Raw genomic sequence first — 24499 nt, forward strand, 5'->3', positions numbered from 1 at the left:
TGCGGGTGAAGTCGTGCGGGTGAAGTGGTGCGGGCGGCGGCGCGGTCAGCGCACCCAGCCCGTGAAGCTCTGTCCGACGGTCCGGGTCTTCTCGGGCGTACGCGGCCGGGTGCCGCCGTCGACCGCGGCCGACACGGCGCGCACCAGCCACGCGTTGACCGACAGGCCCTCGCGGGTCGCGGCCTCCTCGGCGCGGGCCTTGAGGTGGGCCGGTAGCCGCAGGTTGACGCGGGCGGTGCCGCCCTCGTCGCCGTCGGCCGGGGCCGGGGTCCTGAACGGTTCGACCGGCGCGGCCGGCTCCGCGGGGGCGCCGCTGTCGGTGGGCGGCGGGGTCACCACGAAGTCGGGGTCGAGTCCGCGCAGCCGTACGTCGACCGAGCCGGGGGCGAGTTCGCGGGTGACCTCGTCCATCGCGGCGGAGAGCACGTTGAGCATGGCCAGCCGGGTCGCCGACTCCAGGGGAGCGGTGAGCCTCTCGGCCAGCTCACGGGCTTCGTCGCCGCCGGCTTCGGCGGCCACCGCGAGTTCGCGGCGAAGGGTGTCGACATACGGGGTGAGGTCCATAACGCCATCATGGCACCATGATGGCGCCATGTGCAAGCCTGGGTGGCACCGTATGTGGGGTGGGCTCCAGGATGGGCGCCCTACCTGCGGAAACGTGAAGAGGGAGACCCGAGTCATTGTGGCGCCATGCGTGCTCCTGCGCTTGTGAGGCGTGGAAAGGCGCCGGATGGGACCGGGTGGCACCGGGCGGCGCCAAGTGGCGCCACTCGGTGTCATGTGATGCCATGTGACGCCAGGTGATGCCACAAGAAGGTGACCTGTCCCGCCACGCGCCCACCCGCCGCGACGGCGGACCCCGTGGCCAGGCAACCGACGGAGCCCACCGCCCGCCGGTGACGAACCGCCCGCCGGTGACGAGCCACGCGCTGCCGTAAGCCTCCGCGCCTGCGGCGCCGACCGGCGGTCATTACCCTCCCCGCGGCGCCGAGGTCAAGGAATCCCGCGCGATTGGCGGCCGAACCGCCGCGTGCGACAAGGTGGGGTCACGCCGAAGCCCGCGCGGGTGCGTGCCGTACCAGCAGACAACGCTCCAAGGAGTCCCGTGTCCGACCTCGCCGCCGCGCCGTCCGACGGCGCCTTCGGTATCGACGCCTTCACGCTGGAAGACCGGCTGCGGCTGTTCCACTTCGCGGCGGCCGAGAAGCGCCACGCCTACTTGTGGGTGCTGCGCGCCGTGGATCTGGGCCGGGCGGACTACCAGGTGCTGCTGCACGAGGGCCAGGTGCGCGCCCGCCTCGGCCGGCTGGCGGAGGGGCATCCGCAGGCGTCGCTGGACGGGGAGGACGTGGGAGCGCTGCTGGAGGCGCTCGCCGACTGGCAGGTGCTGGACCGCAGTTACGACGGGACGCGCGCGGCGACGCTCGCCGAGTACCGCAACCGGCACTACGTCTACCAGTTCACGCAGGCCGGACACCGGGCGTTCCGCGCGGTGGAGGACGTGCTCGGCGCGAGCACCGAGGACGCGGCGCTGTCCCGCCTGGTGTTCCCGGACATCCTCGCCGACCTGGGCGCGCTCGCGGACGCGGTGCATGCGGGGGACGCGGAGGAGGTCTACCGCAAGCTGTCCCGGCTGGATCAGGCGCTGTCGGACATGGCGCAGCGCGCCGCCCGTTTCTACCTGATGCTCGGCGACCTGGCGCGCACCAACGACACCCGGCCCGAAGTGTTCCTGGCGCACAAGGACGCGCTGCTGGCGCACATGCGGGAGTTCCACTCCGAACTCGCCCGCTACGCACCCCTGTTGGCGGCAAAGACCGCCGAGGTCGCGGCGGTGCACGGGCAGGGCGGGGTTCGGCTCGCGGAGCTGGCGGCCGAGGCGGACGAGCGGCTGTTCCGGACGCCGGTCGAGCGGGAGGCGGACTGGCAGCGGCGCTGGGCGGGCGTCGAGCAGTGGTTCACCGCCCGGCCGGCAGGCTGGGCTGCTGATGGCCGCAGGCCCCCGTCCGCCGAGGATGGCGGCGGGAGAGGCGCGGGCGGCGCGGAGCGGCGCAGCGAGGCGGACCGGCTGCAGGACGCGACGATGACCGGGATCGCGGCGGTCACCGCGCTGCTGCGACGGGTCACCGAGGCACGGCGCGGCGGAGTGAGCCGCGAGTCGCAACTACGCCACCTGGCCCAGTGGTTCGCGAACTGCCCGGGCGACGAGGACGCTCACGCGCTGTACCAGGCGGTGTTCCAACTGGGTTCCCCGCGCCACGCGGGCGTGCTGTACGAGGACCCCGAGGAGATCCCGGCCCGCACCTCGTGGTGGGAGGCCGAGCCGGTCGAGTTGTCCCGCACCCTGGTGCGCACCGGCCGTACTCCGGCCCCGCGCGCGCCCGGCCGGATCGAGCGGGACGAGGCCGGGCGGGCCCTGCTGCGCGAGCGGCAGCTGGCCGAGACCGCCGCGCGCCGGGCGGCTGTTCAAAGGCTGGCCGAACACGGGCCGTACGAGGACGAGTTGGACGAGGCGGAGACACAGGCGCTGCTCGCCCTGCTGGACCTGGCGCTCGCCGCCCGGGCGCCCGCCCCGGTCAGCCGCCGTACCGGCCCGCTGGGGGCGGGCAGCCAGCACGGCGTACGCCTCACCCTCCACCCGCACGCCGGGGCGACCAGCGTGCGCACCGTGCGCGGCACGCTCCACCTGGACGGGCTGCGCCTGGAGGTGACTGCCGCATGAGTACCGTCCCCGCACCTCGCCCGGCCGCCGACGTCGACACCCACCAGCTCGCCGACTACCAGAAGGCGATGCGGCTGATCCTGCGCCACCCGCTGGTCACCGAGGTGTACCCGGACCCGGGCGCCCTCCCGCTCGTACGCCGGTTCGCGCCGCAGCTGCGCCGCGACCTGGCGGACGCCTTCGACTACCGGCTGCTCCTGACGTACGGCACCGCGCGTCTGCTGCGCGCCCAGGACGGCCTGGACACCACGCGGCCCGCGCTCACCCGCACCGGCCGTCCCTTCGACCGCCGCCGTTACGCGCTCCTCGCGCTCACCCTGTCCGCGCTGGGCCGGGCGGGCACCCAGGTGGTGCTCGGCGAGCTGGCGGACGCGGTGGCTGCGGAGGCCGGGCAGGTGGACGGGCTCGGCATGGACACCGGGCGGAAGGCCGACCGGGACGCCTTCGTCGACGCGGTCACGTTCCTCACCGGGCGCGGGGCGCTGCGCATGGCCGACGGCTCGGCCGCGGACTGGGTCAGCGACCCCGATAAGGCGGAGGCGCTGTACGACATCGACCGCGAGGTCGTCGACGCCCTCTTCCGGCCGGGCAGGGTGCTGCAGCACCTGGAGTCGGTGACCGGGCTGCTGGCGGCGGCAGGTGCGGGCATGCTCTCGCAGGGCCGCGAGGCGCAGCGGCGGCAGGCGTCACGCGCCGCGCGGCGGCTCGTCGTCGAGCGGCCCGCCGTCTACTACGCCGACGTGGACCCGGCCCTGCACGGGCAGTTGCGCGCGCCCGCCCTCGCCCAGGACGTGGAGCGGCTGACCGGGCTCACGCTGGAGCGGCGGGCGGAGGGCGTGGCGCTGGTGGACCCCGCACGGCGGATGACGGACCTCGCCTTCCCGGCCGGCGGCACGGTGGCGCAGGCCGCGCTGCTGCTGGCCGTGCGGATCGCCCAGTACGTGCAAGGTCCTGCCCGCTCCCGGATCGAGCACCTGCCGCACGCGAGCGCCGCCGAACGGCTCGCCCAGGCGGCGGCCCGGCTGGATGCGGCGCTGCCCGCGCGCCCGGCCGCCGCCGAGCAACTGCTGGCCGAGACGGAAGCCGAGCAGCTGCTGGCCGGGACGGAGGACGACACCGCACCCCCGCCGCCCGGTGAGGCCCCCGACACGGACGAGGCCCGCTACCCGTTCGTCACCGAGGCGTGGCTGCGTCGGGCGTTGAAGGCGCTGGTGGACGAGTTCGGCGCGGGCATGTCCGCCACTCACCTGGCCGACCGGGACCGGCTCCTCGACGAGGCGCTCGCCCTGCTGGCCGCCATGTCCCTGGTGGCCCGGGTCGACGGCGGCGTCCTGGCCCTCCCGCTGCTGGCCCGCTACCGGGGCGCCCGCGCCGAGGTGAAAACAGCCCGCCGCGCCGCGCCCCGACCCTCGGCCCAGGAAACCCTGTCCACCCCCGAGGCCGACCCCCTCGCCGATTCCCTCACCGATTCCCTCACCGATTCCAAGGACGGCAGCGCGTGACCCGCTTCCAGCCCACCCGGGCCGGCATCGTCAACCTGTGGGACTACCGCGACGAGGAGTTCTGCTTCGCCGACGGCTGGCTGGTGCTGCGCGGCGCCAACGGCAGCGGCAAGACCAAGGCGCTGGAAGTCCTCTTCCCGTACGTTCTGGACGGCCGGATCGACCCCAAGCGGCTCAACCCGTTCGCCGCCGAGGACCGCACCATGAAGTCCAACCTGCTCTACCGCGGGCAGGAGAGCGCGCTCGGCTATGTGTGGCTCGAACTCCGTCACCAGGACACCGGAGAGGCGGTCACGGTCGGCATCGGCCTGCACGCCCACCGGCACCGCGACACCCCGCAGCGCTGGCACTTCGTCACGTCCGGCCGCGTGGGCAGGGACTTCTCCCTGCTCACCGCCGACGACCGGCCGCTGACCCGCAAGCAGCTCGCCGCCGAGCTGGGCGAGGAGGTGCTCGTCGGCTCGGCCGCCGACTACCGGGCCGCGATCGACCGCCGCCTGTTCGGGCTCGGCAGGGAGCGCTACGAGCAGTTCCTCACCCTCGTGCTGACCCTGCGCCGCCCGCAGCTGGCGAAGAACCTCGACCCGGCGAAGCTGTCGGACACACTCTCCGACGGCCTGCGCCCGCTGGACGACGATCTGATCGCGGAGGCGGCCCGCTCCTTCGACGACATGGAGTCCGTGGCCCGCACCCTGGAGGGCCTGGCCGCCGCCGACGAAGCCACCCGCGCCTTCCTCGCCACGTACTCCACCTACCTGCGCGTCCACGCCCGCTGGGCGGCCGACGCGCTCAGCCGCCGCCGCGCCGCCACCGGCGAGCAGCGGCAGGCCGTGGCGGACGCCGCACGCGCATGCCAGGAGGCCGAGGGGCGGCGCTCCGAGGCGGAGGCGGCGGTGGAGAGCTGCCAGGCGGCGCAGTCCGCACTGCGCGCCCGCCTTGACCAGCTGAAGTCCTCCGCCGCATACCAGGCGGTCGAGCAACTGGCCGATCTGGAGCGGCTGGTGCGCACCTGCGAGGAGGCGCTCTCCGCCGCTGTGCACACCGCCGAGCGGCGGGCCGCGCAGACCGCCCGTGCCGAAGCACGAGCCGCCTCCGCCCGCGGGCTCCTCCAGGAGCTGGTGGCGGCGGCCTCCCGTACCGCGGCCGAGCTCGCCGACCGGGCGCTCGCCGCGGGCATCGGCTGGGGCGAAGCGGACGCCGATGAAGCGGGGCTCGCCGAGCGGGCCGCCGCCCGCGCCGCCGAGCGGCAGGACGCGGTACGGGCCGTGCGCGGCGCCCTCGCCGCCGGCCGGGAGGCGGACCAGGCGCACACGCTCGCGCAGCGCGCGGCCGACGACGCGGGCCAGGCGGCCGGCGAGGCCGAGGAAGAGGTACGCCGACACGAGCTCGCGGTCGACGAGGCCCGGCAGACCGCCGAAGTACGGCTGTCCGCCTGGGAGTCGGCACACCCGGAACTGCTGGACGACGCCGGACTGGCCGCCGTGCGAGAGGCCCTGGCGGCGGTCGGCGAGGCAGGCGCGAGCGCGCTGCCGTCCGCGTTCGACGAGGCCGCCCGCGAGCGCCTGGCAGCGCTGCACGAGCGACGCCACACGCTGCGCGGCGAGCGCGAGACGCTCCTGCGGGAGAGGGAGCACACCGCGGGGGAGCGGGCGGAGGTGGCCGCCGAGCGGGACGACGCCCCGCCGCGCCACCCCGGCCGCACCGCCGACCGTGCCGGGCGGGACGGCGCGCCGCTGTGGCGCCTGGTCCGGTTCGCGGACGGGCTCGGCGAGGCGCGGGCCGCCGCCGTGGAGGCCGCACTGGACGCCTCGGGAATGCTGGACGCCTGGCTCGCCCCCGCCCCGGCCGCCCGGCACGAGGGCGAGGACGCCTGGCTGGAGCCCTCGGCACCGGTGACCGGGCCGAGCCTGGCCGACGCCCTCGTGCCCGAGGAATTCCCCGAAGAGGACGCGCCCGTACCCGCACCCCGGATCGCCGCCCTGCTCGCCTCGATCGCGCTCGGACACGGCGAAGGCACCGGCGAAGGCACCGGCGCGCGGGTCGGCGAAGGCACCGGCGCGCGCGTCGGCCAGGACGGCGGCTGGGCACACGGCGTCACCGTCGGCCGCGCCACGAAGGCGCACCCCGAGTACATCGGCGCCACCGCGCGGGCCCGCCGCCGCGCCGCCCGCCTGGACGGGCTGGACGCCCGCCTGGCCGAGCTGGAGCGCCAACTCCTCGTCCACGAACAGGATCTGGACCGGGTGGCGGCGCGTGTGGAGGCGTACGCGGCAGCCCGTACCGCGTTGCCGGCCACCGCGCCGATCGCCGCCGCGCTGCGTGAGGCGCACACCGCCGCAGGCGCCCTGCGCTCGGCGCGCCAGGCCTCCGAAGCGGCCCGCGCCCGCCTGGACGAGGCCTCGGCCCACCGCGCCGCCGCCGAGCGACGGCTGCGCCGCACCGCCGCCGAGCACGCGCTCGACCCGGAGCGGACGGACGCGGTGGCGGACGCGGTGCACCGCTTCGAGTCCGCCGCCCGCGACCTGATGCAGTGCCGGCGCGAGCACGCCCGGCAGCAAGAGACCGTGGACGAGTCCGCCGCCCGCCTCGCGGAGGCCGCCGAGGAGGAGCAGGCGGCCCGTGACGCCGAGCGCGCCGCACGCCTCAACCACACCGAGGAGAAGGCCAAGCTGGACGCACTGCACGAGGCGGTCGGCGCCGAGGCCGAGCAGGTGCTCGCCGAAGTGGAGCGCGCCCGCGTCGAACTGGCCGGGGCCGAGGGCGGATACGAACGAGCGGTCGCATCCGAACGGGCCGCGTTCGCCGAGGCCACCGGGGCCGCCGAACGCGCGACGGCGGCCCGCGTCGCCCTGGCCACGGCCGCCCGCGAGGAGCTGCAGACCGCGCGCGCCCTCGGCCCGTACGCCACCCGGGAACTCCTCGACCTGCTCGGCTGTCCGCCCGAGGCCAACTGGCCCGCGCAGGAAGCCGACTGGTCCGGTGACGAGCTGCCCGCTGCCGCGGTCGCCGTGCACGAGGCGATCCTGTACGCCACCCGCGACCTCACCCCCACCGACAACTCCCTCAAGCAGTCCACCACCCGCCTCACCAAGGCCCTGGAGGACCTGCAGACACAGCTGACCGCCGCCGGGCAGGACTACCACCCTTCCTGGGACAGCGCCGACGGCGTCATCACCGTGCGCGTCACCGACGAGACCGGGCCGCTCCCGGCCGCCGTGTTCGCCGGGCGGATCGCCGCCGCCCGGCACGACCAGCAGATGCTGCTCTCCGAGGCCGAGCAGCGCATCCTTCAGGACGCCCTGCTCACCCGCCTCGCCCAGCAGATCCACGAGCGCACCCTGGACGCCCGCGACCTGATCCGCGGCATGGACCGCGAGATGCGAGCCCGGCGCATGTCCTCGGGCACGACCGTCGGTGTCGCCTGGCAGCTGGCCGACCATCTCGACGACACCCAGCGCGCCGTCTGCAAGCTGCTCGACACCGACGCCACCCGCCTCACACCCGACCAACTCGCCTCGATGCGCGCCCACTTCGCCGACCGCATCAAGGCCGAACGCGCGGGCCACCGCGAACAGCCCTACCGCGAACTCCTCGCCCGCGTCCTGGACTACCGCACCTGGCGCACCTTCGCCTTCCACCTGGCGCGCCCCGGCGGCGAGGAGGAACGCCTCACCCGCGCCCGCCACTCCCGCCTCTCCGGCGGCGAGCAGTCCGTCTCCCTCCACCTGCCGCTGTTCGCCGCCGCGCACGCCATGCTCAACTCGGCCGCGTCGCACGCGCCCCGACTGCTCGCCCTGGACGAGGCGTTCGCCGGGGTCGACGACACCGGTCGCAGCGAACTGATGAGCCTGGCCGCCCAGTTCGACCTGGACCTGTTCATGACCGGCTACGACCTGTGGGCCGCCCACACGGACGTGCCCGCCTGCGCCCACTACGACCTGGCGCACTCCGCCGTCGACCACACCGTCAGCGCCCTGCTGTTGCTGTGGGACGGCAAGGCACTGATCGCCGACGACGCCGACGACCTCGCCCGCGCCCTCGGCTCCCCCGGCACCCGCGTACGCCCCGCCCGCCCCGCCCGCCCCGAAGAGGACGCCGGGTGAACCTGACCGAGGACGCGGACGCCGAGCTGCGCGGCCCGGGCTGGCAGCGGCTGCTGCGAGCGGCCCGCCGCCGCCTGGAGCGCGACGGGGCGAACGAATCGACCCTCTCCCGCGCATCCGTGTCCCTCGCCGACCCCACCGACGCGGAACGCCGCACGGTCATCGGCCTCACCGGCAGCTACCGCCCCGGCACCGTCAAAAGGCTGAGCGTCCGCCTCGCCGACCTGGACCGTGCGCTGCGCGCCCGCTGCGGCCCCGAAGGAGGCCTGATCCCCGTACTGGCCTGCCTGCACGGCCCGCTGCGCGACCGCCCCGCCGAACGCGCCCGGCTCGCCGAACACCGCGACCACCTCGCCGAGACACTCACCGCCTCCCCGCTCAGCGGGCAGGGCTGGTACGACACCTGGCGCGACCAGCTCGCCGCCGACGGCACCCTCACCCGCCACGCCCGCACCGCCACCCCGCTCGCGGCCCAGGCGCGCGCCGTGCTGGAGGCCCTCGCGAACACCCCCGGCGACTGCCTCGTCCCCCTGCCCGTCCTCGCCGAACGCACCTGCGGCGACACCAAGGCCCTCACCCCCGGCAGCCGCCTGGAGCACCTCGTTCTGCGCGCTCTGGCGCTGCGCGCGGGCCTGGACGCCGTCCCCGCCGGCCACACCGCACGCCGCGCCCTGTGGGAGACGGCCGGAGCCGTCACCGACGACCTCGCCAGCCAGGTCCTCGTCCTCGGCCTGCGCTGCCACCCGGACACCGTGACCGGACGCTGGCTGACCGAGGCAGCCGACGCGGGCCTGTCCTTCCGCCTCACCCTCCGCCAGCTCACCGCTCACCCCGTACGACCGCTGCCCGGCGAGGTGTACGTGTGCGAGAACCCGGCCGTACTGCGCACCGCCGAAGCCGAACTCGGCCCCGCCTGCCCCCCGTTGATCTGCACCGAGGGCATCCCCTCGGCCGCCTGCCACCACCTCGCCACCGCCACCCGCGAAGCGGATTGCACCCTGCACTGGCGCGCCGACTTCGACTGGACAGGACTGCGCATCACCGCCGACGCCGTCCACCGCCACGCCGCACGCCCCTGGCGGATGACCACCCAGGCGTACACCGCGGCCCTCGCCGAGGGCGACTCCGTACCCCTCAAGGGCAGCCCCGCCCCCTCCCCCTGGGAACCCGCCCTCGCGGACGCCCTGCACGCCGGGGGCCGGGCGGTCATGGAGGAGCGCCTCCTCACCCGCCTCCTCGCCGACCTGCGGCTCGCGGAGAGGCCGATCCACTCCGACCCGCAGCCGATTCCGCGCACGCAGAATGCTGTCGCCGCCGCTCTGCCCCCTGCACAGCGCATGGAGTTTTACCGCGAGATGGGCGAAGCCACCCCGGAGACGATCGGGCACGTCCTGACGAACTGGTGGCTCCTCGTGCAGGTTGCAGGCGACCCTCGGACCGCTCGCACCGCCGCCGCGGTGAAGGCGGGCACCGCTCCTGGTCGCCCCGCGTCCACGGTCATGCGAGAGCTGCGGGAGCGTGGACAGTGAGCGACGGGTCCGACCCGTACGAAGGTCCGGAAGAGGAAGTCCGCTGACTCTTTCACCACAGGTCGAAGAGGTCCTCTTCAGCCTCGACACCCCCGCCGACGTGATGTCGGCCGTCTCCTCCGTCATGGTCGAAATGCGTGAGGCCCTGGAACTGGGCGCCGACAGGTGGGAACGGCGGCGGGCGGTAGTTTCTGGGACCGTGGGTGCTGCTATGTTGCGGCTCGGCTTGTGCGCGAGGGTTGGTGTGGGATGGACGTCCTTGGGGTCGACGCCTGTGGTAAGCAGGGGTGGGTCGGGATCAGACTCACGGACGGCGCGTACGCGGGCAGCCTGGTGGATCCCCGGATCGAGAGGCTGATCGAGCGCGCCGCCGAGGTGGATGCGATCGCCGTGGACATGCCGTTGGGCCTGGTCGAGAAGGGCTGGCGCGCCGCAGATCTCGCGGCCAGGGCGCTGCTCGGGGTGCGGCGCAGCAGCGTTTTCCCCATAGCGCCAAGAATGGCGTGGCAGGAGCAGGACTACAGGGCGGCCGCCGACCGATGCCAGGAGCTCACCGGTAATCGGCTGAGCCGGCAGGCGTGGGCGCTGAGACCGAAGCTGCTTGAGGCGCGGGCGTGTTGGCTCGCCGATGAGCGGATCCACGAGGTGCACCCCGAGGTGTCCTTCTACGCCTTGGCCGACGGAGTGCCGCTGGCTTACGCCAAGAAGACCTGGCGCGGCCAGAACCTGCGCCGCTCCCTGCTGTCCGAGGCCGGCCTCGTGCTTCCGGACGAGCTTGGCGAGGCGGACCGCATTCCCGTGGACGACGTGCTCGACGCCGCTGTCGCGGCCTGGTCGGCGCACCGGATCGTGCTCGGGACAGCGAACCGGGTTCCTGAGGTGCCCGAGCCGGATGCAGAAGGGCGCCTCGTCGAGATTCGATACTGATCAATCCATCAAGTATCGAATGGGTCCCGGCGCACCGCCGTCATACGCGTATTTACGATGCCTTCGTGGCAAAGGCGCGCATCACCTGCCACGTCGCGTTCCGTTTCACCGAGGGGCGATCGCTTTCCGTATGAGCTCACCGAGATGAGCTCACCGAGATGAGCTCACCGAGCGGGGAAGGTGAGCCGCAGAACGATCTCGCCGTCGTCGATCTCCCCGGTGGGCTCGAACCCGAACTTCTGGTAGAAGGGCCACGGTTCGCCGTCGCCGGGATCGTAGCTGGTCAGCAGCTCGGTGGCGCCGTCCGCGCGAACCAGGTCGGCGATCTGCGTGAGCGCCTCTCGGCCGATCCCTCGCCTCTGGTGCCGCTTGTCGACGAGGAGGCGCCAGATGAAGTGCCGCCCTTTGTAAGGACCAGCCGGCGGCTTCCACGACAGCATCACGAAGCCGACTGGCTCGTCGCCGCGGTACATGGCGCGGTACCAGGGATTGGCCTCCGGTTTCCTTGTCGCATCCTTGAGCGACTTGGAGACGGAGGCGACGAACTGCTTCTGGTCACGTCGGACGCGGAGGGCACGAACGGCATCCCGGTTGTCGTCGGTGATCTCCCGCAGGTGCACGCCTGGGGACGTCATGCCACACCTCTTCCTGCATTCGGCAGCTGCGCCATCCGGGCCGACGTGAAGAGCCGCTGCCGTGCGCAGTCCGCTGTGCGTACGCAATTTCAAGGACGTCAGATTGGACGTCTCCGCAGCGTATTCGACGCAGCGGAACTGGAACGGGACTGGCACGCCGGGCTGAGTCCGCGTCCGAGGTAGCTGCTTTGATCTGGGTAGACGCTCCAAGATCCTGTCGATGAATAGTCCACAGACGGCGTCATAGGGTCGCTCAGGGCGGCACACGCCTGCACATACAGGGGACTCGGAGCATAGGGACGGCCGGTACCGCTGGTCGGCGGCGGGCAGTTGGTCGTTCAAACGGTGGTGCGGCTGAACCGGTAGGCCGACAAGAAAGACGCTCGGCCGGAGAGCGAACCAGCGGCTCTTTCGGACTCCGATGCTCGATGGTGAGGCGGTCGGCAGGCGTCCCGTCGCGTACGGTTAAATCGGTGGCTTCGGCCGGTGGTCCGTCATGCTCGGGTGGAGCGATGGGACGGTCTGCCGGTTTCCCTCGACTCGACAGGAGACGCCCCGCGATGCCCAGAACCACGCAGTTGCGTACGTACACCGCCCGTGACGGGCTACTCGACGAGTGGGTGGAGCGGTGGCGCAGTGACATCGTGCCGCTGCGGCTGGAGTTGGGCTTCGAGATCGGTGCGGCCTGGGTTGACCGGGAGCGCAACCAGTTCATCTGGCTGATCTCCTACGACGGTCCCGAGACCTTCGCGGAGCGAAACGCGATGTACTGGGCGTCGCCGGAACGCAAGGCGATGGGCCTCGACCCGGACGACTATCTCATGCGCACCGACGACCGTACGGTCGAGCAGCGCTACTGACTCAAGCGGGATCCGGCGGCAGCAGGTGATGCCGCCGCTCCTCGGCGTCGAGGGTGCGGAAGACCCGCCCGCGCGCCCGAGCCTCGAGCCGGTCGTAGTCGGGGTCCGCCGGCCACACACGCGCGGTCCCGTCGGTGGACGCCGTGAGCAGCCGGGTACCGTCCCCGGACCAGGTCACCGAGGTCACTTTGTCCCGGTGGACCCCGACGACACCCTCCTCCTCGAACGTGATGGCGGACCAGAGCCGTACCGTCCGGTCGTCCGAGCCGGTCGCGATGCGGCGGCCGTCCGGTGACCAGGCGATGGCACGGACCCGCCCCTCGTGTCCCTTCAGCACGTCGATACGTCGCCCCGTGGCCGCGTCCCACACGGCGGCCGTCCAGTCGCCGGACGCTGTGGCTACGCGCTCCTCGTCGGGGGACCAGGCCGCGTCTTCCACATAGTTGCCGTGCCCGCGGAGCACGGTCAGCTGGGTGCCGTCGGTGGTGTCCCACAGGCGGCAGGTGCGGTCATCGGAGCAACTGGCCAGCTTTCGCCCGCTCGGGGACCATGCCACGCGCCCCACCCAGTCCTGGTGTCCCGTTAGTTTTCGCAGCTCCGTGCCGTCGACGGCCGACACGATGCGTACGGAGCCGTCGTGTCCGCCGGTCGCGATCCGCCGGGCGTCCGGGGACCATGAGCATCCCTCGACGGGTTCGCCCTGCAGCTCGAACACTGTGCCGTCCGCGCCGTCGACGACGCGGAACAGGCCGTCCGCGGTGCTGAGGGCGAGGCGGTCGCCGTGCGGTGCCCACGCCACGCTCCAGACGCGTTCGCCGAGTGTTGACACCGGCCCGGCGGGTGCACCCGACTCCGCGCTCCAGACACGGGCGGTGCCGTCGTCCGAGGCGGTGGCGAGACGGGTGCTGTCCCCGGACCACGCGGCCTGGTTGACCGGCCCGTCGTGCCCGTGGACCAGGACGGACTCGGCGCCCTGCGGCTTCAGGTCCCATACCCGGCCGGTACCGTCCGTCGATGCGGTGGCGAGCCGGGCACCCGACGGTGACCACACGACGGACCACACCGTGTCGGTGTGCCCGCGCAAGACCGCCACCTCCTTCGCGTCCTCTGTGCTGACGACACGAACGGTCCGGTCGGACGACGGGGTCGCGAGCATCCGGCCGTCCGGCGAGAAGGCAGGGTTCCACACGTAGTCGGTGTGGCCGCGCAGCAGCAGCCGCAACGCGCCCGTTCGGGCGTTCCAGATCCGGGCGGTGTGATCACCGGAACCGGTCGCCAGCAACTCCCCGTCCGGCGACCATGCGACGCCTTCGACGAATTCCGTGTGGCCGGTCAGGGTCGCCGTGGCCGATCCCGTCGCCGCGTCCCAAACGATCACCGTTCGGTCGTGCGAGGCGGTGGCGAGGCGGGTGCCGTCCGGTGCCCAAGCGACGCCCCAGACGTCGCCCGTGTGGCCGCGCAGTTCGTGCGTGATCCGGCCGGTGTCGGCCTCCCATAGTCGTACGACCTGGTCCCTGAACGTGGCGGCGACCAGCAGCCCGTCTGGCGACCACGCCACCTGCCGTCCGATGTCCCCAGCACCGGTGAGATGCCGGACTGGTTCACCGGATGCGACGTCCCAGACGCGCACGATGTGATCGCGGCCCGCGGTGGCCAACCGTGTTGCGTCGGGGGAGAAGCACACCGACTCGACCATGGCCCCGTCGCACGGCAGCACGCACAGCTGACGTCCCGAGCGTGCGTCGTACACGCGGGCCGTACCATCCCTGGATGCGGTGGCCAGCAGATTCCCGTCGGCGGACCAGGCAATGTCCCGAACCGTGTCCGAGTGTCCGTCCAGCTGGGTACGGAGGTGTCCGGCGGCAAGCGCTGTCATGAGTCCGCGCCGCGCGGCCGGCGTCGGCGCGCACTCGCCGAGTGCGGCCAGGGAGAGGAGTAGAGCCCGTTCCGGCTCGGTCTCCGCACTCGCGATCACCTGACGGCCGATGCTGTCGGAGACGCGACTGAGGAAGGCCAGGTCCCGGCGCTGCGAGGCGTCAACGAGCGCCTGGGCGGTAGCCGACGCCTGGCCTGCCTCCTCCAGCGCGACCAGCCACCTCTGGGCGACGGCGAGTCGCTCACCGGTGAGGAGGTAGTCCATGCTGCGCCCGGACCGTTCCCAGTCGGCGGCCCACCGTTCCAACTCTGCCCGCTCCCGGAGGCGTTCGGCCCGCGCCTCGGCCTCCTGTCGCAGCGGCGCCCACTGGCGGAACAGGGCCTCGTGCGTCACCTCTGCGTACGCCTCCCGGTGTGCGCTCACGTCCCCCGCCGTTCCTTCCACCGCGTCGGACCGGATGAGGCGCGCGTCGATGAACGCGTCCACCACGTACCGCTCCTGGTCGGTGAGTTCGGACAGACGTACCGGGCGGCGGGCGAGGTCGCGCTCTTCGAACGTGACGAACTTCAGCAGTACCCGCAGGGCGAACTCGATGCCGTTCGGGGGGTTGAGGGCTGCCACGGTGTTGTCGGCCTGCCGCGCAAGCGCCCCAGCCACGCCCCCGAGCCGCTGGTACTTCTCCTCGGTGACTGTGCCGCCCGGCCCGCAGGCGAAGTACAGCTCCTGGAGGAGGTAGGCGAGGAGAGGAAGTGCGTCGTCCGTGCCAGTGTCGTCCACGATGGTCTCGACGAGACCGGGGGCGAACGAGATCCCCACCAGGGCGCCCGGCCGCTCGACGACCTGAGCGAGTTGAGCCCTGCTCAACGTGCCGATCGCCACCGGATGCTGCAAAAGCTGCGCGTGCCTGGTACTGAGGAGCCTCCCCAGCAGATCCACCCGGCAGGTGGCGAGGACCCGGACGGTGGGCTCCTGCCTGAGGCATGTGTGCAACGCTTCCAGGAACTGGGCCCGTTCTCGCTCGCTTGCAAGGGTGACAAGCTCCTCGAACTGGTCGATCACGAGCAGGGTCCGGCGGAACTGCCCGCTGCGCAGCCGTGACACCTCGGCCGCCAGGCTGTCCGGTCCCTGCCGCAGCCGTCGCACCACCGCACTGACCGACTCGGAGCCGCCGCCGGCCACGACCAGGGATGCCGCCAGAGCGTTGAGCGGGTTCGACCCTGGTGTGAACGTCGGCACGATGGTCCACCGGCGCCGGCGCAACCGAGGCATCACCCCGGCCCGTACCAGCGAGGACTTGCCGCTGCCGGAGGCTCCGGTCAGCAGCAGGAACCGGTCGACCGGGCGGGGCCCGGAGGCGTGCAGCCTGCGCGTGAGCTCGGCAGCCTGTGCCTCCCGGCCGAAGTAGACGGTGGCCTCGTCCTCGCTGTAGGCGTCCAGCCCTGGGTACGGAATTCGGTCACGCGGCCACTCCGTTTGCTCGGGCGCCGGGTTCTCCAGCCGGTACACAACGACCTGACCGATCACCATGGCGACGATGAGCAGCCCGATGGCCGGTATGGCCCCCCGCCGGATGACCTCCAGTGCCCAGGGCACGTGGGTCGCGTTGGTGGCGTAGTTGGTGGCGATGCCGAGAAGGCAGGCGACCAGCGCCAGCATGATCTGGAGTGCCACTTGCAGGCGCTGCCTCATGCGGCACCTGCCCCGTCTCGGCGTGCTCGATACCCGCGCACCACTGTCACGCCCCCGTCACGTTCGTCATCCTGTGCCCCTTCGTGCACTGGGACCGCGCGAGTCCACGGTCCGGAGATGTGCGAGGAAGCCCTGGACATCATCAGCGGGTGACAAGGCAGGATTCAAGAACACCTGCCGAAACCGGCCACCCGGACACTCGACCAAGAGGCGTCCGGACGGGCACCCGATATTCGTGAACCGCTCCTCAATCGCCGGCGCTGGCAAACTTGGCTGCGCGGTTCAGCCGCTGGTGGCGACAGTGCCGTTGCAAGTGTTCGCGTGCGAGTGAGCGACGGCTCGGGGGAACGAGGTGGATCAGCCTCGGAACCTGGTGGAGTCCGTCGCAGTGGAGTGAGCTTTCAGGGCCTCGACGAAGGCGGTGAAGGCTCCGGTCGGGAAGGAGAGGGTTGCCCCGGCTGGGGCTTTGGAGTCGCGTATGGATACACGAGTGGGCGCGTTGGCGATCTCCACACAGTCGTTGCCGTCGCCCGGACCCGAGTAGGACGACTTCCGCCAGTTGCTGGGAGTGGTCATTGGACGCCTCACAGTTCCTTCGCCAGCCTGTGGATGAAGTCACGGGACTGGTTGGGTTGGAGTGATACGGCTTCCACTCTACGGAAGAGCGTTCGAAAGGCGTCCAGTTGGGCCTCTGAGTCGATGAATGCGGTGCCGTGGGGTGCATCTCGGACCACTGTGTCGAGCTTGGGTACGGCGCCGCCCGCGTATTTCATCGTGCTCGTGGCTCCGGCGAAGCCATCCAGATCGAAGGGGATGACGCGCAGAGTGATGTGCTCCGCTTCGGAGAGCTCCAGGAGACTGGAAAGCTGGGCCCGTGAGGCGGTGCGGTCGCTGACTCTGATCCGCAGGGCTGCTTCGTGGATGACTGCTTCGTAGGGGACCGGGGCGGGTTCTTCGAGGATCACCTTGCGCTGCATCCGGTGGCGGACACGCAACTCAAGCTCATGATCCGGAAGTTCAGGAACTCTGAAGGAGTAGACGGCGCGGGCGTAGTCCTCCGTCTGAAGCAAACCGGGGATGTGCGGCAGTGCAACCTCTTGCAGGAACGTGGCGTGGTGCTCCAACTCGGCGAGGTCGAGGAACGGTGCGGGCAACAGCCTGCGGTACTCCTCCCACCAACCACGTGTCCGGTCGGTTGCCATCGCTGCCAAGGCGTCGATGAACACGTCGTCCGTACAGGCGTAGTGCGCCGCAAGGCGGCGCAGCCGCTGCTCGCTCACGCCCGAGATGGCGGCTTCGATCTGGCTCATCTGGACTGAGCTCGCGCCGAGCAGGCTCGCAGCCTCGGTTGCCTTGAGTCCTGCGGCCTCACGCAGCTTCCGCAGTTCGGCGCCCAGGCGTACCTGACGCGCTGTGGGGTGCCGTCTTGCTGGCACGGCGTCCTTCTTTCCTTCAACGTCCCTGCTTGGACAACTCGTTCGGGGGTCAGGTTACGCGACCCGCTTGCGCGGACTGAAATTTATGACCTACCGTCAGTGATGAGACGTACACGCTGCGGAAGTGCACCGCTCCGTCCTGCTGCGACGGCTGCGGCAACGCCACCGCCTGCCCGGTAACCAACCCCACCCAAAACGGAGCTGACGCATGCCCGAAAATCTGACCGAACCGTGGGAGTACTGCCTCTACATCCCGAACGACCTACGCGCTGTCACCATCAGCCGCCGCACACTCCGCCTCATCCTCACCATGCACGGCCTGATCCGCCTGGTCGACACCGCCGAACTCCTCGCGACCGAGCTGATCTCCAACGCCGTACGCCACACCAAGGGCCCGGCCGCACTACGATTGCGTTGGTCGGCGGGGGTTCTGAGGCTCGGGGCCTGGGATGCCGACCCCGAGCCACCGGAGCAGCCCGTGTCTCTTGAGCAGGTGGCCGACGCGGTGGAGGAAGGGCGGGGGCTGGCGCTGGTCCAGGCGTGCGCCGACCTGTGGGGCTGGCAGCCGCTGGCGAGAGACGGCAGCCGGGGGAAGGTCGTATGGTGCGAGTTGGCCGCCGCGTAAGCCGCTCCGGCACTGATTGGTAGATGCGTTCCATCACCTGGATGCCCGACCTCACGGATGGTCCACGGCTCCTAGCAGCCGTGGACGCGGGCCGTTTCGCTTCGCTGTTGCGTTCCGGGCGTGAGCTTCGCGTCGTAGTCGGCGATCTGACGGGCCACCGAGACGCTGGCGGCAGTTCGAATCAGGGGCCCCTCGGTGTCGTGCCGGCGCATCTCCATCTCGCCGCAGTGGAAGTCCGCCGTGCCTGGTTCGTTCTTGCCGATCCGGCAACACGTGCAAGCACCCGGCCCATCGGCAAGAGCACGTCGAGGTCCCATAGCTGAACCATGGGACGCTGGCTGCTGCCTCTGGCAAAGTGATCGTCACTGCTAGACCATTCTCGTGAGGAACCTTGTGAGCACGCTCGGTAGCTTCATCTGGTCAATCGCTGACCAGCTTCGGGGCCCCTATCGCCCCAACCAGTACGGGACAGTGATTCTTCCGTTCACGATCCTGAGACGGCTTGACTGCATACTCGAGCCGGACCGCGCGGCGGTACGGGAGCTGGCTGCGAGGTACGAGAACCCGAACCGGCTCAAGGTTGAGGTCAAGAAGGCCACGGGGCGGACGTTCCACAACACCTCCAACTACGAGTTCGTGAACCTGCTGGCCGATGCGGACGGGCTGGCGGACAACCTCGCTGACTACATCGACCGGTTCTCCCCCGACGTGGACGTGTTCGAGTACTTCGACTTCAAGAAGGAGATCCTGGCCCTGGAGAAGGCCGGGCTCCTCCGCGAGATCGTCAAGTCCTTTGGCGCTGTCGATCTCCACCCCGATGTGGTGTCGAACTCCGACATGGGCGATGCCTTCGAGTACATCATCCGCAAGTTCAACGAGGCCGCGAACGAGACCTCCGGAGACCACTACACGCCGCGCGATGCGATCCGGCTGCTGGTCGACCTGCTCTTCGCGGAGAAGGACGTCGACCTCACCGAGGGCGGCATCATCCGGTCGCTGTACGACCCCACCGCCGGCACCGGCGGCATGCTCTCCCTGGCCGAGGAACACCTGCTGGCGCAGAACCCCGAGGCGAAACTGAGCCTGTACGGCCAGGAGTACAACCCGCAGTCATACGCCATCTGCAAGTCCGACCTGCTCGCCAAGGGTCATGACGCGACCAACATCGCGTTCGGCAACACGCTCACCGACGACGCCTTCAAGGGGCGCCAGTTCGACTTCTGCATGTCCAACCCGCCCTACGGGGTGGACTGGAAGCAGTACGCCAAGGCGGTTAAGGAGGAGCGCGACTCCGCCGGCCCCTACGGCCGCTTCGCGCCGGGACTCCCCGCAACCTCGGACGGCCAGATGCTCTTCCTGCTCCACTTGGCCCACAAGATGCGTGCACCTGAGGACGGCGGCGGCCGCGTCGGCATCATCATGAACGGCTCACCGCTCTTCAACGGCGCCGCGGAATCCGGCCCCTCCAACATCCGCAGGTGGCTGCTGGAGAACGACCTCGTCGAGGCGATCGTCGCCCTGCCGACCAACATGTTCTTTAACACTGGCATCGCCACCTACATCTGGATCCTCGACAACACCAAGCACCCCGACCGCCAGGGCAAGGTCCAACTCATCGACGGCACCTCGTTCTGGACCAAGATGCGCAAGAACCTCGGCTCCAAGGGACGCGAGATCAACGACGCCAACCGCGCCAAGGTTGTGCGGCTGTACGCCGACTTCGAGGATGCCGACCCCGAACTCTCCAAGACGCTGCGTAACGATGAGTTTGGCTACTGGACCATCACGGTCGAGCGTCCCCTGCTGGATGAGAACGGGAACCCTGTCGTCGATCGCAAGGGCAATGCGAAGCCCGACTCGAAGAAGCGCGACACCGAAAACGTGCCCTTCATCTACGGCGGCGCGAACACCGGCGCGACACGGGAGCGCGAAACCATCCAGGCGTACTTTGACGCGGAGGTGAAGCCGCACGTTCCAGACGCCTGGATCGACTGGTCGAAGACCAAGATCGGCTACGAGATTCCCTTCACCCGCCACTTCTACAAGTACGTTCCGCCCCGCCCGCTTGCCGAGATCGACGCTGACCTGGAGAAGCAGGTCACCAAGATCCTCGGATTGCTGCGCGAGATCGAGGGGTGATGATGCCGTACGCCGAGTATCGGGACAGCGGTGTCCCTTGGGTTGGTCGCATCCCTAATGGCTGGGACACAGTGCCGTTGATGTCCGTGCTCCACGAGTCGAAGGTCAAGAATGTAGGGCTGACCGAGAGTAACCTTTTGTCCCTCAGCTTTGGACGCATCATCCGAAAAGACATCGACGCCGTCGGTGGCCTCCTGCCTGAGTCCTTCGAGACGTATCAGATTGTCGAGCCGAACCATCTGGTCTTCCGTTTCACTGACCTTCAGAACGATCAGCGCAGCCTGCGATCGGCGCGCGTGACTGAGCGCGGGATCATTACTTCCGCATACGTCTCAGCGAGGCCAAGCGGAATCGACCCGCGTTACGCCGAACACCTAATGCGGTCGTACGACCTCACGAAGGTCTTCTACGGTCTGGGCGGGGGTGTTCGCCAATCGTTGAAGTTCTCGGATGTTGCTCGCTTGCCGGTCGTCCTGCCACCGGCTGAGGAGCAGCGCGCAATCGCTGATTACCTCGACCGAGAGACGGCCTGCATCGACACGCTCATCGAGGAGCAGCAGCGTCTGATCGACATGCTTCGCGAACGGCGGTTTGCGCTCCGCGTCAACGTCGCCTTGCACGGAACAGCGCCGACCGAGGAGATCGAGAGCACCCTGCCGTGGGCAGCAAAGCTCCCCGCGGATTGGCGCGTTGTCCCGCTGACGTCAGTTGCTGAGATCGCAAGTGGGCACACGCCGAGCCGTTCCCGCGAGGACTGGTGGCGGGACTGCCATATTCCGTGGGTAAGCCTCCACGACGTCGGGACGATGCGGTCCGTCAAGTATCTACACGACACGACACAGCGCATCAGCGACGCTGGGATCGCCAACAGCTCTGCCCGACTCCTCCCGGCACAGACCGTTGTCCTCTCTCGAGACGCTACTGTCGGTCGTACGGCGATCATGGGCGTTCCGATGGCGACATCGCAGCACTTTGCGGTGTGGACGTGCGGCCCGGATCTTGACCCTGAGTACCTCTGGGTCTTGTTCGGGGATGCTATGCAGCCCTTCTTTGACTCGTTCCAGAACGGATCGACGATCCGAACGATCGGGATGGGGGACCTGAAGGCCTTCCGTATCCCGCTCCCGCCGCTCGACGAGCAGCGCCGCATCGTCGAATGCCTCGATGAGGAGACCGCGAAGATCGACTCGCTCATCGTTGAGACGGAGCGGTTCGTCCAGCTCGCCAAGGAGCGGCGGTCGGCGTTGATCACAGCAGCGGTGACGGGGCAGATCGACGTACGAGAGGTGACGTGATGGCTGACCACAACGAGGTGGTCTTCGAGACAGAGATCTGCGAGCACCTGGAGACGCACGGCTGGCTGTACTCGAAGAACGACCATGACGGCGGGGAGTACGACCGGGAGCGAGCGCTGTTCCCGCAGGATCTGTTCGCGTGGCTGGAGGCAACGCAGAAGTCGGCCTACGAGAAGGCGTTGAAGGCGGCGGGCTCGCAGGCGAAGTTCCTCGACGTGCTGACCGCGGCACTCGACCGGCCGCTGGAACATGGCGGTGGGACGCTGAACATCCTGCGTAACGGGGTGCAGTACATCGGCGGCGGTCGGTTGAAGATGGCGCAGTTCCGTCCGGAGACGTCGCTCAACGAGACCACGACGGCGCACTACGAGGCGATGCGGGTGCGGGTGGTGCGGCAGGTGTACTTCTCGACCGCCGACCAGCGCATTATCGATCTGGTGTTCTTCGTCAATGGGCTCCCGGTGGCCACGGTGGAGCTGAAGACCGACTTCACCCAGTCGCTGGACGAGGCGGTCAACCAGTACAAGCAGGATCGCAATCCGTTGACGAACGGGCGGCCGGAGCCGTTGTTGTCGTTCGGTCACCGGGCGCTGGTGCATTTCGCGGTCTCGAACGACCTGGCGGCGATGACCACGAGGCTGGAGGGGGAGAAGACCCACTTCTTGCCGTTCAACATCGGCTTCGACAGCGGTGCCGGCAACCCGCCCGGCGCGGACGGACGGTCGTCGACGGCGTACCTGTGGGAACGCGTCTGGGAGAAACACGCCTGGCTGAACATCATCGGGCGGCTGGTGATCGTGCAGACCAAGGAAGAGTGGGACGTCACTACTGGTACGTCGGTGCGGCGTACGAGCATGCTCTTCCCGCGGTTCCACCAGTGGGAGGCCGTCACGAGCATCGTCGAGGCGGTGAAGGAGGAGGGTGTCGGGCAGCGGTACTTGATTGAGCACTCGGCCGGGTCGGGGAAGACGAATACCATCGCCTGGACGGCCCACCGGCTGGCGCGGCTGCATGTCGATGATCGGAAGGTCTTCGACTCGGTCATCGTGGTCGTGGACCGCACCGTGCTCGACTCCCAGCTGCAGGATGCGATCCGGCAGATCGACGGCACGGGCAAGATCGTCGCGACTATCAGCCCCGAGGACGTCCGCAAGGCTGGCGCGAAGTCGAAGTCGGGTCTGCTGGCGCAGGCGTTGAAGAACGGTGAGCTAATCATCGCGGTGACGGTGCAGACCTTCCCACATGCGCTGAACGAGATCCGGACCGACGCTGGCCTGAAGGGCAAGCAGTTCGCCGTCATCGCCGATGAGGCGCACTCCTCCCAGTCGGGTCAGATCTCCTCAAAACTGAAGCAGGTGCTGACGGCCGAGGAGGTCAAGGAAATCGAGGAGGGTGGCGAGGTCGATGTGGAGTCGGTGCTGGCCTCGGAGATGACCGAGCGGGCCGAGTCGGAGAACATCTCCTACTTCGCCTTCACCGCGACGCCGAAGAACAAGACCCTTGAACTGTTCGGTCGCAAGGACGCCGACGGGAAGCCGCGCGAGTTCCACCTGTACTCGATGAAGCAGGCGATCGAGGAGGGCTATATCCTCGACGTGCTCAAGGGCTATCAGTCCTACGACACTGCGTTGAAGATCGCCGGCAGGGCCGAGAGCGGCGACGGAGGTGAGGTCGAGGAGGCCGCAGCCCGCAAGGGTCTGATGCGATGGGTGCAACTCCACCCGACGAACATTAGCCAGAAGGTGCAGATCATCGTCGAGCACTTCCACGCCAACGTCGCCTACCTCCTCGAAGGCAAGGCGAAGGCGATGGTGGTGACCGACTCGCGCAAGTCCGCGGTGAAGTACAAGCTGGCCATCGACGCCTACATCGCCAGGCGCCGCGCCGAGGACGCCTCGTACAACTACCGCACCCTGGTCGCCTTCTCCGCCGGGGTGACGATGACCGAGGACGAGACCTGGCACAGCGACTGGGGCCCGCAGCCGTCGAAGGACGACGAGTTCACAGAGGCCAACATGAACCCCGGTGCTGGGGCTGATCTGGCGGCTGCGTTCAAGGGCGAGACGTACAAGATCATGCTGGTCGCCAACAAGTTCCAGACCGGCTTCGACCAGCCCCTGCTCTCGGCGATGTACGTCGACAAGAAGCTGTCGGGGGTCACCGCGGTGCAGACGCTCTCGCGACTCAACCGCACCCACCGCACCGCTGGTGGGGAGCAGAAGCGCAAGACGTTCGTCATCGACTTCGCCAACAAGCCCGAGGACATCAAGGCGGCCTTCGAGCCGTACTTTAAGAACGCGACCTTGGAGACCGAGACCGATCCGTACGTCGTTGTCCACCTGGCTGCCAAGCTTGCCCAGGCCGGAATCTACACCGAGGACGACGTCCGCAAGGTCGCCGCGCTGTGGGTGACCCGGAAGGGCAACAACGCGCTCTCGGCGGCGATCAGCCCGGCGCAGCACGACTTCCGGCGCCGCTACGCGCGGGCGATCGAGGAAGAGGACAAGGTCACGCTCAAGGCGCTCGACCTATTCCGCAAGGATGTCTCCACCTACGTGCGCCTCTATGACTTCATGTCCCAGATTGTCGACTACGGCGACCCCTACATGGAGATGCTCTCAATCTTCCTGCGTCTCCTGGAGAAGGTCATCGCCGAGTCCGCCTGGGCCGCCGACGTCGACCTCTCCGACGTGGTGCTGGTCGGGGTCAAGCACAACAAGGCGATCCCGGTCGACATCTCGCTCGTGGGCGATGGGCAGCTGAAGGGCATCAGCGCCGCCGGCACGGGCACGAAGAAGGATCCGAAGTACGTCGCGCTTCAGGTTGTTATAGACAAGATGAACGACCTCTTCGGCGCCGAATCGTTCGCCGAGTCCCAGGTCCGGGAGTTCGTGCAGGGGCTCGTCCAGCGGTTGCTCGCCGACCCGAACCTGATCAAGCAGACCAAGGTGAACTCCAAGAAGCAGTTTGTGGAGTCACAAGACTTCCAAGCAGCCGTTACGGAGGCGGTTGCAGACAACCAGGACGCCCACAACGCGATGGCTGACTACTTTTTCACCGACGGGCCGGCTATCAACTCGATCATTGTCGCCCTCGCGGATGCCTTCTACGAAGCAGCGGTCGATCAGCAGGTGGATTCTTAGATACGGCAGCACGCATGT

15 protein-coding genes are annotated in these 24499 nt (G+C 69.7%); 10 read left to right on the top strand and 5 right to left on the bottom strand.

Features of this window, described 5'->3' with window-relative positions:
- Positions 1 to 45: 45 nt before the first annotated feature.
- On the bottom strand, positions 46 to 564 hold the full coding sequence (locus ACH4EW_RS10865) for a toxin-antitoxin system HicB family antitoxin (protein ID WP_398254321.1): 519 nt from the start codon (positions 562 to 564) through the stop codon (positions 46 to 48).
- A gap of 541 nt (positions 565 to 1105) precedes the next feature.
- On the opposite strand from ACH4EW_RS10865, the gene ACH4EW_RS10870 reads away from it, so the two are divergent.
- From ACH4EW_RS10870 to ACH4EW_RS10890, 5 genes are all read left to right on the top strand, one after another.
- Positions 1106 to 2722: a DUF2397 domain-containing protein gene (locus ACH4EW_RS10870; RefSeq protein ID WP_398254324.1), complete on the top strand. Its 1617-nt coding sequence runs from the start codon at positions 1106 to 1108 to the stop codon at positions 2720 to 2722.
- A complete protein-coding gene (locus ACH4EW_RS10875; protein ID WP_398254327.1) occupies positions 2719 to 4224 on the top strand; it encodes a TIGR02678 family protein in 1506 nt (501 codons plus the stop codon). Before ACH4EW_RS10870 ends, ACH4EW_RS10875 begins: the two co-directional genes overlap by 4 nt.
- Positions 4221 to 8327, top strand: coding sequence for a TIGR02680 family protein (locus ACH4EW_RS10880; RefSeq protein WP_398254329.1), 4107 nt, complete (start codon positions 4221 to 4223; stop codon positions 8325 to 8327). Before ACH4EW_RS10875 ends, ACH4EW_RS10880 begins: the two co-directional genes overlap by 4 nt.
- Positions 8324 to 9856, top strand: coding sequence for a TIGR02679 family protein (locus ACH4EW_RS10885; RefSeq protein ID WP_398254332.1), 1533 nt, complete (start codon positions 8324 to 8326; stop codon positions 9854 to 9856). Before ACH4EW_RS10880 ends, ACH4EW_RS10885 begins: the two co-directional genes overlap by 4 nt.
- A 249-nt stretch (positions 9857 to 10105) precedes the next feature.
- Positions 10106 to 10783, top strand: a complete 678-nt coding sequence (locus tag ACH4EW_RS10890; RefSeq protein ID WP_398254335.1) for a DUF429 domain-containing protein — start codon at positions 10106 to 10108, stop codon at positions 10781 to 10783.
- Between the two features lie 164 nt (positions 10784 to 10947).
- Here the strand turns inward: ACH4EW_RS10890 and ACH4EW_RS10895 are convergent, their stop codons facing one another.
- Entirely contained in the window at positions 10948 to 11418 is a 471-nt protein-coding gene (locus ACH4EW_RS10895; RefSeq protein ID WP_398254337.1) for a GNAT family N-acetyltransferase, read from the bottom strand.
- A 560-nt stretch (positions 11419 to 11978) separates the two neighbouring features.
- Between ACH4EW_RS10895 and ACH4EW_RS10900 the strand changes: the two genes are divergently transcribed.
- The gene (locus tag ACH4EW_RS10900) at positions 11979 to 12278 is read left to right on the top strand and encodes an NIPSNAP family protein (protein WP_398254339.1); all 300 of its coding nucleotides are present in this window, start codon (positions 11979 to 11981) and stop codon (positions 12276 to 12278) included.
- Position 12279: 1 nt separating this feature from the next.
- On the opposite strand, the gene ACH4EW_RS10905 is transcribed toward ACH4EW_RS10900, so the two are convergent.
- The 3 genes from ACH4EW_RS10905 to ACH4EW_RS10915 all read right to left on the bottom strand — a co-directional run bounded on the left by ACH4EW_RS10905 (position 12280) and on the right by ACH4EW_RS10915 (position 17279).
- Positions 12280 to 15843, bottom strand: coding sequence for an AAA family ATPase (locus tag ACH4EW_RS10905; RefSeq protein WP_398254341.1), 3564 nt, complete (start codon positions 15841 to 15843; stop codon positions 12280 to 12282).
- A gap of 357 nt (positions 15844 to 16200) precedes the next feature.
- On the bottom strand, positions 16201 to 16419 hold the full coding sequence (locus ACH4EW_RS10910) for a DUF397 domain-containing protein (RefSeq protein ID WP_398254344.1): 219 nt from the start codon (positions 16417 to 16419) through the stop codon (positions 16201 to 16203).
- Between the two features lie 8 nt (positions 16420 to 16427).
- The gene (locus ACH4EW_RS10915) at positions 16428 to 17279 is read right to left on the bottom strand and encodes a helix-turn-helix domain-containing protein (RefSeq protein ID WP_398254346.1); all 852 of its coding nucleotides are present in this window, start codon (positions 17277 to 17279) and stop codon (positions 16428 to 16430) included.
- A 208-nt stretch (positions 17280 to 17487) separates the two neighbouring features.
- On the opposite strand from ACH4EW_RS10915, the gene ACH4EW_RS10920 reads away from it, so the two are divergent.
- From ACH4EW_RS10920 to ACH4EW_RS10935, 4 genes are all read left to right on the top strand, one after another.
- On the top strand, positions 17488 to 17904 hold the full coding sequence (locus ACH4EW_RS10920) for an ATP-binding protein (protein ID WP_398254349.1): 417 nt from the start codon (positions 17488 to 17490) through the stop codon (positions 17902 to 17904).
- Between the two features lie 393 nt (positions 17905 to 18297).
- Complete coding sequence (locus ACH4EW_RS10925) at positions 18298 to 20043, top strand: N-6 DNA methylase (protein WP_398254351.1); 1746 nt, start codon at positions 18298 to 18300, stop codon at positions 20041 to 20043.
- An 80-nt stretch (positions 20044 to 20123) separates the two neighbouring features.
- Positions 20124 to 21338: a restriction endonuclease subunit S gene (locus ACH4EW_RS10930; RefSeq protein ID WP_398254354.1), complete on the top strand. Its 1215-nt coding sequence runs from the start codon at positions 20124 to 20126 to the stop codon at positions 21336 to 21338.
- Positions 21338 to 24481, top strand: a complete 3144-nt coding sequence (locus tag ACH4EW_RS10935) for a type I restriction endonuclease subunit R (protein ID WP_398254356.1) — start codon at positions 21338 to 21340, stop codon at positions 24479 to 24481. The genes ACH4EW_RS10930 and ACH4EW_RS10935 overlap by 1 nt, the downstream gene beginning before the upstream one ends.
- The last annotated feature ends 18 nt before the right edge of the window (positions 24482 to 24499 follow it).

It is taken from the genome of Streptomyces sp. NPDC018000, assembly GCF_044328025.1.
In the GTDB taxonomy this organism is placed as follows: domain Bacteria; phylum Actinomycetota; class Actinomycetes; order Streptomycetales; family Streptomycetaceae; genus Streptomyces.

Bases quoted from the DNA above. Each gene is read 5' to 3' on its own strand.
- ACH4EW_RS10910 (WP_398254344.1), bottom strand. From the start codon at position 16,419: ATGACCACTCCCAGCAACTGGCGGAAGTCGTCCTACTCGGGTCCGGGC.
- ACH4EW_RS10930 (WP_398254354.1), top strand. From the start codon at position 20,124: ATGTCCGTGCTCCACGAGTCGAAGGTCAAGAATGTAGGGCTGACCGAG.
- ACH4EW_RS10875 (WP_398254327.1), top strand. From the start codon at position 2,719: ATGAGTACCGTCCCCGCACCTCGCCCGGCCGCCGACGTCGACACCCAC.
- ACH4EW_RS10895 (WP_398254337.1), bottom strand. From the start codon at position 11,418: ATGACGTCCCCAGGCGTGCACCTGCGGGAGATCACCGACGACAACCGG.
- ACH4EW_RS10865 (WP_398254321.1), bottom strand. From the start codon at position 564: ATGGACCTCACCCCGTATGTCGACACCCTTCGCCGCGAACTCGCGGTG.
- ACH4EW_RS10935 (WP_398254356.1), top strand. From the start codon at position 21,338: ATGGCTGACCACAACGAGGTGGTCTTCGAGACAGAGATCTGCGAGCAC.
- ACH4EW_RS10920 (WP_398254349.1), top strand. From the start codon at position 17,488: ATGCCCGAAAATCTGACCGAACCGTGGGAGTACTGCCTCTACATCCCG.
- ACH4EW_RS10905 (WP_398254341.1), bottom strand. From the start codon at position 15,843: ATGAGGCAGCGCCTGCAAGTGGCACTCCAGATCATGCTGGCGCTGGTC.
- ACH4EW_RS10900 (WP_398254339.1), top strand. From the start codon at position 11,979: ATGCCCAGAACCACGCAGTTGCGTACGTACACCGCCCGTGACGGGCTA.
- ACH4EW_RS10890 (WP_398254335.1), top strand. From the start codon at position 10,106: ATGGACGTCCTTGGGGTCGACGCCTGTGGTAAGCAGGGGTGGGTCGGG.